At 43.3% G+C, this 13,748-nt stretch carries 13 protein-coding genes and 1 pseudogene; 12 read left to right on the forward strand and 2 right to left on the reverse strand.

Going from position 1 to position 13,748, the window contains the following annotated elements:
- Nucleotides 1-40 precede the first annotated feature (40 nt).
- The 9 genes and pseudogenes from NFR56_RS01310 (at nt 41) to NFR56_RS01350 (ending at nt 8,785) form a co-directional block, all read left to right on the forward strand.
- Nucleotides 41-304 (forward strand): type II toxin-antitoxin system RelB/DinJ family antitoxin, encoded by a 264-nt coding sequence (locus tag NFR56_RS01310; RefSeq protein WP_251457171.1) that lies wholly within the window; start codon nt 41-43, stop codon nt 302-304.
- Nucleotides 297-564: pseudogene (locus NFR56_RS01315) on the forward strand (type II toxin-antitoxin system YafQ family toxin). Before NFR56_RS01310 ends, NFR56_RS01315 begins: the two are co-directional and overlap by 8 nt.
- A 37-nt stretch (nt 565-601) precedes the next feature.
- The gene (locus NFR56_RS01320; RefSeq protein ID WP_251457174.1) at nt 602-1,279 is read left to right on the forward strand and encodes a DUF8309 domain-containing protein; all 678 of its coding nucleotides are present in this window, start codon (nt 602-604) and stop codon (nt 1,277-1,279) included.
- A gap of 14 nt (nt 1,280-1,293) precedes the next feature.
- Nucleotides 1,294-1,443, forward strand: coding sequence for a hypothetical protein (locus NFR56_RS01325; RefSeq protein ID WP_251457177.1), 150 nt, complete (start codon nt 1,294-1,296; stop codon nt 1,441-1,443).
- Nucleotides 1,444-1,762: 319 nt separating this feature from the next.
- Nucleotides 1,763-4,615 (forward strand): AAA family ATPase, encoded by a 2,853-nt coding sequence (locus tag NFR56_RS01330; protein ID WP_251457180.1) that lies wholly within the window; start codon nt 1,763-1,765, stop codon nt 4,613-4,615.
- 101 nt (nt 4,616-4,716) lie between these two features.
- Entirely contained in the window at nt 4,717-5,958 is a 1,242-nt protein-coding gene (locus tag NFR56_RS01335; protein WP_251457183.1) for an aminopeptidase, read from the forward strand.
- A gap of 334 nt (nt 5,959-6,292) precedes the next feature.
- Nucleotides 6,293-6,961: a DUF443 domain-containing protein gene (locus NFR56_RS01340; RefSeq protein WP_251457187.1), complete on the forward strand. Its 669-nt coding sequence runs from the start codon at nt 6,293-6,295 to the stop codon at nt 6,959-6,961.
- Between the two features lie 67 nt (nt 6,962-7,028).
- Nucleotides 7,029-7,697, forward strand: coding sequence for a DUF443 family protein (locus NFR56_RS01345; RefSeq protein WP_251457190.1), 669 nt, complete (start codon nt 7,029-7,031; stop codon nt 7,695-7,697).
- Between the two features lie 83 nt (nt 7,698-7,780).
- Entirely contained in the window at nt 7,781-8,785 is a 1,005-nt protein-coding gene (locus NFR56_RS01350) for an NADH-ubiquinone oxidoreductase chain 4L (protein WP_251457192.1), read from the forward strand.
- A 53-nt stretch (nt 8,786-8,838) separates the two neighbouring features.
- On the opposite strand, the gene def is transcribed toward NFR56_RS01350, so the two are convergent.
- Both def and NFR56_RS01360 read right to left on the reverse strand, forming a co-directional pair.
- A complete protein-coding gene (def, locus tag NFR56_RS01355) occupies nt 8,839-9,453 on the reverse strand; it encodes a peptide deformylase (protein WP_251457195.1) in 615 nt (204 codons plus the stop codon).
- A gap of 54 nt (nt 9,454-9,507) precedes the next feature.
- Complete coding sequence (locus NFR56_RS01360) at nt 9,508-10,200, reverse strand: cyclic nucleotide-binding domain-containing protein (protein ID WP_251457198.1); 693 nt, start codon at nt 10,198-10,200, stop codon at nt 9,508-9,510.
- A 144-nt stretch (nt 10,201-10,344) separates the two neighbouring features.
- Between NFR56_RS01360 and NFR56_RS01365 the strand changes: the two genes are divergently transcribed.
- The 3 genes from NFR56_RS01365 to NFR56_RS01375 all read left to right on the forward strand — a co-directional run bounded on the left by NFR56_RS01365 (nt 10,345) and on the right by NFR56_RS01375 (nt 13,496).
- Nucleotides 10,345-11,508 carry an MFS transporter gene (locus NFR56_RS01365; RefSeq protein WP_251457201.1) on the forward strand — a complete coding sequence of 388 codons (1,164 nt, stop codon included), beginning with the start codon at nt 10,345-10,347 and terminating at the stop codon, nt 11,506-11,508.
- A 105-nt stretch (nt 11,509-11,613) separates the two neighbouring features.
- Complete coding sequence (locus NFR56_RS01370; RefSeq protein ID WP_251457204.1) at nt 11,614-12,765, forward strand: MFS transporter; 1,152 nt, start codon at nt 11,614-11,616, stop codon at nt 12,763-12,765.
- Between the two features lie 2 nt (nt 12,766-12,767).
- Nucleotides 12,768-13,496, forward strand: coding sequence for a pseudouridine synthase (locus NFR56_RS01375; RefSeq protein WP_251457207.1), 729 nt, complete (start codon nt 12,768-12,770; stop codon nt 13,494-13,496).
- Nucleotides 13,497-13,748 lie beyond the last annotated feature (252 nt).

Consider the following 13,748-nt stretch of genomic DNA (forward strand, 5'->3'; position numbering starts at 1 on the left):
TCTTTTTTGTTACAATGATAGATAGAAAGAAGGTGAGAATATGTCAAAGACGAGCATGAGTATCCGTTTGGATAGTGAGGTTAAGGAGCAGGCCCAACTGGTGTTTAATCATTTGGGAATGGATATGACAACAGCGATCAACATTTTCCTTCGTCAGGCTATTCAATATCAGGGCTTACCTTTTGATGTTAAATTAGACGATCATGGGAAGTTGCTTCAAGTCCTAACGGATGTAGAGCAAAATCGGAATATGAGTCAACCCTTTGAATCAGTCTCAGACTTGATGGAGGACTTACGTGCTTAAGATTCGTTATCATAAACAGTTTAAAAAAGATTTTAAGTTGGCAATGAAGCGTGGTTTGAAGGCAGACTTGTTAGAATTTTCTGATACAAGAAAAAGAACTTCCTGTCAGATATCGTGACCATCAATTGACTGATTCCAAGCATTTTCAAGGTGTTCGGGAGTGTCATATCCAGCCGGATTGGCTTTTGGTTTACAAAGTAGATAAGGACGAATTGATTTTAAACTTGCTGAGGACAGGAAGTCACAGTGATTTATTTTGATGGATTCAACGATCCTCGCTAAGTTTGAGGTTGGCTAATGATAGAAAAGAAAAAAAGAGCAATCCCCTGGAAGTCAGGGAAAGTCATTTCCATTCGCCTACGAAACGGCGTCTATGTCTTAGCGCAAATGGTGCGAGAGCCCTATCTGGTATTTTTTAACTATTTTAAGGAGGAAAATAGCTGGAAGGGAGTGACATTGAAAGAGGAGAATATTCTCTTTTGTAAAGCAGTCACTCGTCAGTTTCTACGCTCTAGTCCTGTAACGATTGTCAAAGATCTTGACCCTTTCTTAGATTATCGGCTGCCTAAAGAATGGATTTATAGCCATATGGGAGGGCATCCGATTACAGTTTCGGTGAAGGGACGGGATCGCCAAGTAGCTGGTTTTGGCCAACGGCTTTCCTTGGTTCAGGCGGATAAGGATAGTGGCCTACCAGAGGATAATCCTCTAATGGGCCTCTTCCAAGCCTATATCCTACCAGACATCCAAGAGCAAGATTGGGAGCGGGTCGGTCAGGCTGAGCTCATGTCACTTGAAGTCTTTCCTACGCTCAATGAACGTCTCTATCTCTGCTTTCTTTTTGGGAAAAATGTGAATCCAGAGCTAGATATTTCATTAGGAAAGTCCCTGCCCGATGAGTATGAAACCTATCTCGATATTCTTAGCAACAGCCCAGAGGCACGACGTCTCTATCTGGGTGAGGAGGATGACTAAGAAAGGAATGGAACATGAAGTTAGAAATTTTTGCAGAAGACAAACCAGCTGAAAAAGTCTTTGAGTACAAGCTAGAAGTGGCAGACAATGTGCTTCTCCTTTCCACCGCCATGCTCTCAGGAGCGATTGCTCTAGCCAGCTTATGTTCAGCCTTGAAAGAGTAGATGACAGAGAGTGGGACAGAAATCGGTCATTCGTTAGAATTCGATTTCGTCGTCCCACCTCCGCACAGTTGAGTAGGGCTGTAAAAGCTGATGAAATCAGTGTAGTAGAGCCCACTCAACCACTGCATCTTGCTCGACAATCCAAAGACAATTGAGAGGCTAGGACTTTTGTCCCAGCCTCTTTTCAGTCCTTTCAGATCGGATAAGTGTTTTCTTTGGCACTGGATTGTGTTACAATTTTTAGTGATAAGTGTTTGTAACAAGGAAATAGAAATACAATGGATGTTCTTCCAAAAAAAATGAAACAGAGGAGAAGCGCGTGGCAAGATATTTAGTAGGGCCTTACAACAATAGTTGGAACTTTATGGATGCGATTGAAAAAGCGCAGGATGGGGATACCATCGAGTTTGAAAATGGGTATGTCTTTCAATGGCCGACAAATAAAGTGATCGAGATCGACAAGAACCTTCATTTTGTGGGGCATGTGGTCCCAAATCCTAATGGAAATGGGCGCATGTTTACCAACATCATTGAGGCTTCCTTCCGATTTGTAGAAGGAGTTCAGGTGACGTTTGAAGATCTGTGGTTTAAAGTTGGTGGAAATTATACTACTTTGATCTTATGGAATGACTCAGACATCACCTGTAAACAGGTCTATTTTGAAGCAACCACTCAAACAAATAATGAATTTTTTATCTATATGGATACGCATTCGAAAATGACTTTGGAAGGAGTCGGAATGAAGGTTCCGGAAAAACACCAAAGTACCATCGGTATGTCCGCTTCGGAATTGTCCATTCGCAATTCAACGATTTTTTCTAAAATAAAGCTAAACGAAGGCTCCAAGTTGACCTTGGAAAATGTCCATATTGAAAAATTTGGGAATAATACGATCCATGCCAAGGACTCAGAAGTGATCGCAAAAAATTCAACGATTACAGGTGGAGATCTGGAAAATGATTTTCCACCAGTTTGGTTGAGGAATGTCATCTGGGAATCTGAAAACTGTAAAATAGAGTTGCCTACAGGAACTGGAATCTGTCTTGACAACAATGTTCAATTCAATTCGGATTCGGATCGTATGACCTCCATCAATTCATACAATAGTATGATCCGAGCTCACCAAGCGACATTTTCAGAATGTTTATGCGTCTATGAAGAGTCCTTTGCTTCTTTGACTGGAGAAACGACTTTCTTGAATGAGAATGCCCAAACCATTTCATTTGGAGTTTTTGATGAGAGTGTGTTGATGGCTGAGCATCTGATTTGCCATAAGATTGCGGATCCCAATATCCGACTTCAAAGTGGGGCCTTTGTGAAGGCAGGCACCATAACCTATAGGCAGGGCGATGCGCGTGATCTGACCAAGGAAATCGAGGATGGTTGTGACTATCTCATTGGTAGAGAAGTGGCCAAGGGCAATGCGCAAGTCGTTCCTGCGGGACAGGCGACGGATGCAACGGTGGCATCAACCCCTACAACGGGCTCTGGACCAGAGAAGAAACAAGATGCTCTTCAGGAACTCAATAGCCTGATCGGTCTTGAAAAAGTCAAACATGAGATCAAGAAAATGATCAACATGGTGGAATTTAACAAGAAACGAATCGCCAGTGGCAAGGCTCCTGAAAAGCAAACCTTACACGCTGCCTTTATGGGAAACCCTGGTACAGGGAAGACCACGGTGGCCCGTCTGTTGGGACAAGTGCTCTTTGATGCAGGTGTCCTCTCAGGGGAGGAATTCCGTTTTGTGGAAGCAACGGAGTCCGATCTGATCTCTTCGAATATTGGAGGAACAGCTGAACAGACCCAGGCCTTGCTTGAAAAAGCGCGTGGGGGCATCCTCTTTATTGATGAAGCTTATAGCTTGGATAAAAAGGACAGCGGTGCAGATTTTGGGATCGAGGCGATCAATACCATCCTCAAATTTATGGAGGATAATCGCGATGACATTATGATCATCTTTGCCGGCTATACCAAGGAAATGGAAGAGTTCTTAAAGACCAATCCAGGCCTTCGTTCTCGGGTGCCAAATAATTTCATCTTTGAAGATTTCACGGGAGATGAGATTGTCCAACTAGGGGAAATGATCCTAAGCAAAGGAGACTACAAGCTCGAAGACCGGGATTACTATGCGCGTCATGTCAAACGGGCCTATGATGGCTCGCTAGATAAGAGCAATGGTCGCTGGATCCGTAACCTGGATGAGCAATTGACCAAGACCATGGCAGATCGGGTGGTGGCCCAAGGTTCTGACGATATTGAGACCATCCTCAATAGTGATATCGATGCTGTCCTTAACCAAGGTAAGTATCAAGCCGGAGCCGATAAGGAAGAAGATGGGATGGCTGCCCTCAACCGTTTGGTTGGCATTGCCAAAGTGAAAGAGCAAGTGGAACAGTTCGTAGCTATGGCTGAGTTCAATCAAAAACGGGCTGAACAAGGTGGCATCGTCGAAGACACGACCTTGCACTCTCTCTTTCTTGGAAATCCCGGTACAGGGAAAACGACTGTGGCCCGTATTTTGGGCAATATCCTCTTCCAAAAAGGGGTGATCAAGCAGAAGAAATTCATCGAAGTTTCGCGGAGCAATCTGGTTGGAGGCTACCAAGGGCATACAGCCTTGAAGACGCGTGAAGTTTTGGAGAGTGCACTGGGTGGTGTCCTCTTTATCGATGAGGCCTATACCCTCTTTACCGGTGTAAATGATGATTTTGGGAAGGAAGCTTTGGATGAAGTCCTCAAATTTATGGAGGACCACCGTCGCGATATCGTTATAATCTTTGCTGGCTATACCAGAGAGATGCATGACTTCTTGCAGGTCAATTCAGGTTTGCAAAGTCGGATCCCGACTACATTTGACTTTGAAGACTATAGTCCAGATGAGATCGTCGAGATCGGTCTGTTGGGATTGCGCAAGCAAGGCTACCAAGTCAATGAAGCTCTTTATGGAGAGATCGTCAGAGAGAATTATATGCGTGCCAATGATCATAGTAATGGTCGCTGGGTCCGCAATCTTAATGAAAAACTCTTGCGCCAAGTATCGACTCGGGTAACCCGTGAAGGTAGTACGGATTACAATTCGATTTTGGATCAAGATTTGGAAGCCTTGAGGGAGAATGGCAATACAGAACATCCCCATACGGTAGATGATCAAGGCTATGTTCTTCCTTAAGCTAGAAGGAACAAGAAACAGGATTCTGCAGGAGCGGAATCCTTTTTGCATGGACTTATGGTATACTAGGAAGAGATCATTCACTTATGAAGGAGAAAAAAATGGTTTTACCAAATTTTAAAGAAAACCTCGAAAAATACGCAAAATTGTTGGTGGCGAACGGCATCAACGTGCAACCTGGCCATACCTTGACTTTGAACATCGATGTGGAACAAAGAGAATTGGCCCACTTGATCGTGAAGGAAGCCTATGCCTTGGGGGCACACGAAGTAATCATCCAATGGGCAGATGATTTTGCTACCCGGGAAAAATTCCTCCATGCACCGATGGATCGCTTGGACAACGTGCCTGACTATAAGATTGCAGAGATGAACTACCTCTTGGAACACAAGGCTAGTCGTTTGGGTGTCCGTTCTTCTGATCCAGGTGCCTTGAACGGCGTTGATGCAGAGAAGCTTTCTGCTTCTGCCAAGGCTTTGGGCATGGCTATGAAACCAATGCGCATCGCCACTCAATCCAACAAGGTCAGCTGGACCGTTGCTGCAGCAGCTGGTTTAGAATGGGCGAAAAAAGTCTTCCCAAATGCGGCGAGCGATGAAGAAGCAGTGGATCTCCTGTGGGATCAAATCTTCAAGACCTGCCGGGTGTACGAAGAAGATCCAGTCAAGGCTTGGGAAGAGCATGCTGCTATTTTGAAGAGCAAGGCAGATACACTTAATAAAGAACAATTCTCAGCCCTTCATTACACAGCTCCTGGGACTGATTTGACTCTTGGCTTGCCGAAAAACCACGTCTGGGAATCTGCCGGAGCCATCAATGCCCAAGGTGAAAGCTTCTTGCCAAATATGCCGACAGAAGAGGTCTTCACAGCTCCTGACTTCCGTCGTGCAGAAGGTTATGTCACTTCCACAAAACCGCTTAGCTACAATGGGAACATCATCGAAGGCATCAAAGTGACCTTTGAAAATGGAGAAATTGTGGATATCACAGCAGAAAAAGGCGATCAAGTCATGAAAGATTTGGTCTTCAAAAACAAGGGAGCGCGTGCCTTGGGTGAATGTGCCCTCGTCCCAGATCCAAGTCCAATTTCCCAATCAGGCATTACCTTCTTTAATACTCTCTTTGATGAAAATGCCTCTAACCACTTGGCCATCGGGGCAGCCTATGCAACCAGCGTAGAAGGTGGCGCAGAGTTCACAGAAGAAGAACTCGAAGCAGCCGGCCTCAATCGCTCAGATGTCCACGTCGACTTCATGATCGGCTCAAGCCAAATGAATATCGACGGCATCCGAGAAGACGGCACCCGCGTCCCAGTCTTCCGCAACGGAGATTGGGCAATATAGGGAGCAGGACAGAAATCGGTAGACGCAGTCTCGATTTCTACCTCGCTTTTCGATTTTAAGGCTCGGGCAAAAAAGGTCCACAGGACCTTTTTAGTCCCCCCGCACAGTTGATTAGGAAGTACGAGTACCGTAGGTAGGAGTAGTTCCAATAAACCACTGCGCCAAAAAATAATAAGGTAAAAAATATCCAACTGTTAAGAAGTTGGATACTTTTTTGGTCAAAACTTGATCATCAAAGTAAAATCAGGTATGATGGATGGTATGTTCTTTTATGAATAAATAAGATAATTATGACTGTCTAAGAATAAAATAGTATAGAAAGTAAGATCAATCTATGTTTCAACCAGTAAAAATCGAGTATTTGCCAAAAATGAATTTTCGATATCGTTTGTTAAAAGTAGAGAATGAGTGGTATCTAATGGAAATCGATCGGCCAATTGTGACAAGTTATTTTCTCCCATGGTTTACCTATTTTGTCCCCCATAAAGCTTATCAGCTGACCGAAGATGAAGTACAAACAATAGCTCCAAAAGTGCTTGAAAGAGATAAGAACATACTTTCAAGTCAGACTAAAGCAGGGATTTCAGCTCTTGGTGCTGGTTCCTTAGCAGTTTTACTAGGCAGAGCTTTTCCAATAGAGGATTATTTATATTTTAGCTCCCATCTACTTAATCTAGTGCTAATGATCCTTGTTCTATGTATTGTTATTGGACTTCGTATTTGGCTGAGTACTAGGAAAATAGAGACGGTAATGATAGCTTCTCAAAAAGCTAATAGAATCTATTGTCGCCCCGTAAAATTTAGGATAGTACTAAGAAATCTTTTATTGTTGATAGTTCCTTTGTTTTTGTCAAGTGCAATGATTTACTCAGTTTTGAGTAAAATTAAACCAAATTTAATTGTTCATATGGTCCTATTTATTACTTCATTTATGTATTTAGCATCAGCTATTTTAGGCTTATATGCTCCAGGCGAGGATTATAAGGTAAAAATAAAAAAATAGGAAAAATAATATTCAGTAAGGACTTGTTTCTCTGCTGAAAATTATAACTATCAAGAAAGATCAATCTATGTTTAAACCAGCAAAAATCGAACGGTTGCCCAAAATGAACTTTCGTTACCATTTATTAAAAGTTGATGGAGAGTGGTATTTGATGGAAGTCGATCGGCCGATTATCATTACCTATTTTCTTCCGTGGTTTGTTTATTTTATCCCTCATAAAGCCTATCAACTTACCGAGGATGAAGTAGAAACCATAGCTCCAAAAGTATTTGAACGAGACAAGAAGCGTCAGAGTTTAGTGAATAACAAAATTGGGAAGACATCCCTTGGTCTAGGTGTAACCTCCATGCTATTGGCAAGGGCGTTTCCAATAGAAAAATACCTCAATTTTACCTCTCACTTGCTTAATCTATCCTTGATGATGTTGATTTTAATTTTTGTAGTGGGACTTCGGATTTGGATGGGTAGAGGGGAAGGGATGCAGGAAATTGTGGCAGATAAAACACCTCGAAAAGTGTATTGCTTTCCTGAATATATAAAAAACATACTATTACTTTTAATATATGTAACTTTTCTTATAGTCATGTTCATTGCAGTATGTTATGCAATTTTAATAAACTTTGAGCCCAATTTTATAATACATTTTGGTCTATTAATCTCATCATTTCTGTTTTTTATCTCTGGGAATTTAATTTTTTATTCCCCAATTATCTCTTTCAAAGCTAAAGTCAAGTAGATCCAGTCAAGTGAAATTCAGAAGTAAGAGCAGCGTCCATCTGCTTTTGGACCTTAAAACAATTTTTTAGAAAGGAGCATGTCATGAAAAACGAAAAGAAAGTCGATATTGAGCAGGCGAACAAAGTCTACTTTAAAAGTTTAGCCAATACACGCGCTTCAGCGGCTATGATGATCAATTCGTGGACAGGCGTATTACTGTTCGCATTTGAAATCCTTTGTTTTTATTCGTATGATGTATCGAAAGGTATAAAACCATTTAGTCATTGGTTTTTTGATATCCTTGTCATCTATTGTCTTTACCATATCATTGCATTTTTCTTGTCGTTAATGGGGGCATTTATATATAGAAGACAAGTGTTGTCAACGACTCTACTCTTATTCACCTATGCAGGAATGTTTTTATCGCTCCAAGTCATGGGCTTGCTCATCATTGTTTCTGCTCTGGCAAATAAAGAATTTGAGGTAGGTTTCCCAAAATATGGCTTCATCGTCATTCCTTTTCTTGTGATTTGTACCTTATTGGGCTTTATTTATCATTATTTTTGGCTTAAGAAGCAGTTAAAGATTGGCTTTTCACCAACTAGAACCTTGGGAAATTATTTCGCAAAATCAAGTAGTTACAGTAGCAATGCCCTAACGATCATCTTCGTCTGCTCCATGATAGGAGCGGCCCTTACTGGCTATTATGGAGTGGTGCTAGGAGTATCCGTAAGCATACTATTCAGTTACGCCTTTACTCAGTTGCTGACAGAAGTGGGCTACCTTTTGTATTTGAAAACAAAAAGCAAGGAATACTGGGAGGATGAACCTGAGAATAATCCGACGTTGTGGGATTTACTATGGAATTGGTTGAAAGGCTTCAGTCTGAAAAAAGCTAAACTTCGTATTCCGTTAGAAATAGTGAGCTATCTATTGATAATTGTAGCACTTGATCATTTAGGATATGCTGATGCAAAGGTAAGACGACCAATTTTATTAGTGTGGTTTGTCAGAATGATTACCCTAGGAATCGTCTTGGACTTCTTCATTAGCATAGCGCGTACCATCATGCGTAAGTTTTCGAATAAAAAGCAAGGCAAAAAATAACAAAAAAATACCTAACCGAGAGTTTTCTCAGTTAGGTATTTTTGTCGGTTACGCTATTCTAATATCAAAAGGCCTTCTTTGATTTCAAATGGGTTGTTTGGGTTGATGCGGTCATAGAACATGATGCCGTTGGTGTGGTCGATTTCATGTTGAACGACGATGGAGTTGTAGCCTTTGAGTTTGATGCGTTTCTTTTCCCCATCTTTTGTGAAATACTCAACCGTCACGCGGGCATGTCGAACCACATAGCCTGGGACGTTGCGGTCTACAGAGAGACAGCCTTCCCCATCTCCAAGAGCCGCATCTTGCACAGAATGGGCAACAACCTTTGGATTGTACATGACTTCTTGAAGGCTATAGGCTTCTTTTGGTGGGTTGCCATCGGCATCTTCTGGATTGGGCACCAAAACAGCGATAATGCGTTTCGAGATGTCCAGCTGAGGAGCAGCGAGTCCCACTCCTCCACGGAGGCCAAGTTTTTCAGCCATAACAGGGTCTTGAGAATGGTGCAAGAATTGCATCATTTTTTCACTCAGGATAATTTCCTGATCAGACAAAGGGAAGGTCACATCTTCCGCAACAGCTCGAAGTGTTGGATTTCCTTCGCGGATGATGTCATCCATATCAATCAAATGGGATGCTCTTGTAACTTTTTCAATTGCTTTCATTGTCTTACTCTCACTTTCTTTCTACCTTCCATGATAACACAAAAGAACGTGAAATTAAAGTTTTCTGTCAGTTGTTTCCGTGTGTTTGATGGACAAGTCGCCCATTCTTTTTTGGTCTAAAATCGTATAGACCCGCCCTTCTCTTTGGATCAACCCCTCGTCAATCATCTGCTTGATCACGCGGCTAAGGTGGCGGTAGCTGATCCCAAAACGCAGGGCCAGTTGATTCATCTTGGGCTTGAGGATCCCGTTTTCATCACCATGTTCCAAAAAATGTGTAGCGAGGCGCTCCTTGACCGAATAATGAAAGTTAGCAGGAGCCAAATAGTTGATCTGGTGCAATTTCTCAGCCAAGGTCTTGGCCGTAGAGCGCAAAAAGGTGGGATCCAGCAGGAGGCGGTCCTTGAAATGCCGAGCAGAGAGCTGGACGACTAGTGAGTCTTGGTCTGTAATGACCGATGTGATACAGACCCGATCGAGCAGGAGCTCAATCTCTCCTAACAGTCCAGGTTTTTCTTGGATTTCAAGGATGGTGTCGCTACCATTTTCAAGACTGTGGACGATCTTGAGCCGACCTTTGAGAAAATAAGGAATGACATCTTGGTCAGAACCCTGGCGGCAGATATACTCTCCAGCCTGATAGAGAACGAGGTCCAGCTGACTAAGACAGTCACCTGGAAAGATCTGATCCAATTGGTAATCAGTGATGATCTCCATGAGTTTCGTAGATGGGGAAATTTTTTTCATCTCAATCTCCTAAAATAGGACAAATGTCCTATTTTTCTCTTTCTAAATTGATTATACTAGGATTCTATTGAAAATACTAGTTTGAATCTTTTCTAAAAAAATAGTAAAGTCAAATGTTACCAGTAAAGTGTAGGAAATAAAAAAATGAAAAAAACAATGGAAAGAATCAGTCTCTTGAGCTTGTCGCTCATGCTGATCTCATCTTTTTCAATTACAGCCGGTTTGCCAGCTATGAAGGCCTATTTTAGCCAATTCGGATATTCAGCAGGCCAGGTGGAACTCTTGGTTTCCCTGCCGGCCTTTGCGGTTGTGGTCATGCTCTTTTTAAATAGCCTGATCGAGCGGTGGATGAGTGAGCGCCAGATGATTGTCGCAGGGCTCTTGCTCTTTTCAACTAGCGGCCTTGTGCCTTTGGTCGTGCAGGACTATCCTCTCATCTTTCTGAGTCGTATTCTCTTTGGTTTGGGGACAGGAATGATCAATGCCAAGGCTATTTCGATTATCAGTGAACGGTACTCAGGCAATGACAAGACTCGGATGCTGGGCTATCGGGGGTCTGCTGAAGTGGTGGGCTCTGCCATCTTGACTTTTATTGTTGGACAACTCTTACCCCTAGGCTGGCCAGCGATCTTTGCCGTATATGGAGGTGGTTACTTGATTTTACTCCTCTATATCCTTTTTGTCCCCTATCCTAAGGGGAAAAAACAGGCTAGCTTGAAGGAGAAAAAGAAAGGTTCCGCACGCCTTCGCTCCCCTCAATGGCGTTTTAGTCTGATGCTAGCCGTGATTGCTGGTATCATCATTTGTTTCAATTCTATCATTAGCCTGCGCGTGCCGGATATCATTGTTGACGCTCGTATGGGAACGGCGACAACAGCTGGAACAGTCCTAAGTCTGATGCAATTGACAGGGATTGTAGCGGGAGTGGGATTTGCTAGTTTGACACATGTTTTCAAAAAGAACTTGCTCATGATCATGTGCTTTGGTTTCGGTCTAGCTTTAGCCTTGATTGGCTTGTCTGGACAGCTGTGGAGCCTGGTTCTAGGAACCCTCTTGGCAGGATTTACCTACAGTACGGGGGTCACCAGTATCTTCTATCACTTATCTGAAAAAATTCCGACTAATCTCCTGAATCTTGCGACCTCGCTTGTCTTGATTGGCTGCAATCTCGGATCAGCCGTCTCTTCTTTCTTCATCCAGTTGGTGACGCCACTAGCTCCTTCCAATCATCTGCTCTTTGTCTGGATTGGTGCTTTGATGCTCCTAACAGGAGTCTTCGCCTCACAATTACTAGCACGAACGAAATGATGGAGAAATCATTTCGTTTTTTTAATTCAATCTATTGCGTCCTGTCACTAGCTCGTGTTATTATAGGAGGAGTGTGAAAAAAAGATTAGTTTAAAGGAAAAAATAATGAAAAGAATCATGGAGAAAGTGAGTATTCTCGCGCTTTCATTTATTTTGACGACCTCGTTTTCGATTTCGAGTGCGCAGTCGGCCATGTTTGCCTATTACAAGGGAATTCCTCACAGCATGATTGAGCTCTTGGTCTCGCTTCCTTCTGCAGGGATCATGGTTTCACTCATCTTCAATAAATGGATTGGGCGCCTATTTTCAGAGCGTCAGATGATTGTGATAGGCCTAGTCGCTTACGCTCTATGTGGCTTTATTCCCTTAATCAGTCCAGCTTATCCGGTTGTCTTTTTGTCTCGGATTATTTTCGGGATGGCGGTTGGCTTGCTCAATGTTTCTGCCATTGCCATTATCAGTGAGCGCTATAAAGGAAAAGAACGTGTCCAAACCCTTGGCATTCGGGGTTCTGCAGAGGTTGTTGGGACAGCTGTTTTGACCTTTGGAGTGAGTCTCTTGATTCGCTTTGGCTGGCAGGCTGCCTTTCTCGTCTACGGTATCAGTATTCCAATCTTACTTTTATATCTCTTATTTGTGCCATATGGATCTATGACGGAAGCAGTGGAGGAAAAACACCGGGATGTCAAGATGACGGGGGAACAATGGCGGACAGCGCTCGGCTTAGCAGTCGTTGCGGCGTCGATCGTCTTGTCCAATGTCATGATCACCGTTCGGATTCCAAGTGTGGTCGAGCAAGTAGGGCATGGTACTGCCCAAACTGCTGGGATTATTTTAGCAGCCATGCAATTTGTTGGGATCTTGGCAGGTTTGGCCTTCTCGCCCTTGACCCAGCTGTTTCGCGATCGCTTGTTGGTAGTTTCGGGAGTGGCCTATGGCTTGACCCAACTGTTGATCGGGGTTTCTACCAATCTCTGGATGCTCGCCATTGTGACCATCCTTGCAGGTTTTGCCTACAGTGTAGCTCTTACAACAGTTTACAATGTCTTGTCAGATAAGATGCCAGCAGGGGTCTTGAGCCAGGCAACGTCCATGGCGGTTTTGGGATGTAGTACAGGTTCGATCGCAACGACCTTTGTCCTTAGTCTATTAGGGACGATCTCATCTACTCCAGCCTTCATTTTTGGATTTTCTGGTATCCTCATGATCCTGATTTCCTTTTTTGGCCTTTGGATTGTGCGAAAGAGCGGGAAGTAATCATGCGGCTAGATAAATTTTTAGTGGATTGTGGCGTGGGGAGTAGGACCGAGGTCAAGCAGCTTCTCAAGCAAAAGAAAATCGCAGTGAATGGAAAAAAAGAGACAGCAGGGAAGCTACAGATTGATCCAGACAAGGATCAGGTGACCTTTATGGGGGAAAATCTGGTCCATGAAACCTTTGTGTATTATCTGCTTAATAAACCAGCTGGAGTCATCTCAGCGACTGAGGATGACTATCACCAAACTGTCTTGGATCTATTGGATGAGACAGCCCGTCACAAGGAAGTCTTTCCTGTCGGGCGCCTAGATATCGATACCCATGGCTTGCTCCTTTTGACCAATAATGGTAAGCTCGCCCATGCCATGCTTTCACCGAAGAAACATGTGTCGAAGGTCTACCGTGCCCAGGTGGCTGGGATCATGGATGAGGCAGATGTGGCCCGTTTTGAAGCAGGCATTGCCCTCAAAGACTTCACGACTTTGCCTGCGAGATTGCAGATCTTAGAGGTGGATGAGACAAGCGCCAGTTCCTATGTCGAAATTGAAATTGCAGAAGGAAAATTCCATCAGGTCAAGCGCATGGTCGCTGCCTGTGGCAAGGAAGTGGTGGATTTAGAGCGGATCTCTATGGGTCCTCTAACGCTAGATCCAACTCTTGAATTGGGGGAGTGGCGGAGACTCCAACCTTCTGAACTCAAGTCCCTAGAGGTCTTCGGAGTTCCCTTATAAGCAAAAAACCAAGAGGCTGGGACAAAAGTCCTAGCCTCTCAATTGTATTTGGATTGTCGAGCAAGACGCAGTGGTTGAGTGGGCTTTACTACGCTGATTTCATCAGCTTTTACAGCCCTACTCAACTGTGCGGAGGTGGGACGACGAAATCGAATTCTAACGAATTACCGATTTCTGTCCCACTCTCTATTTTTTTGTATCAAAAAAATGTACTTAAAATACAAAAAAGCATATATAATAGCTTGTCTTCTC

The organism is Streptococcus caecimuris (assembly GCF_943193075.1).
GTDB lineage: Bacteria > Bacillota > Bacilli > Lactobacillales > Streptococcaceae > Streptococcus > Streptococcus caecimuris.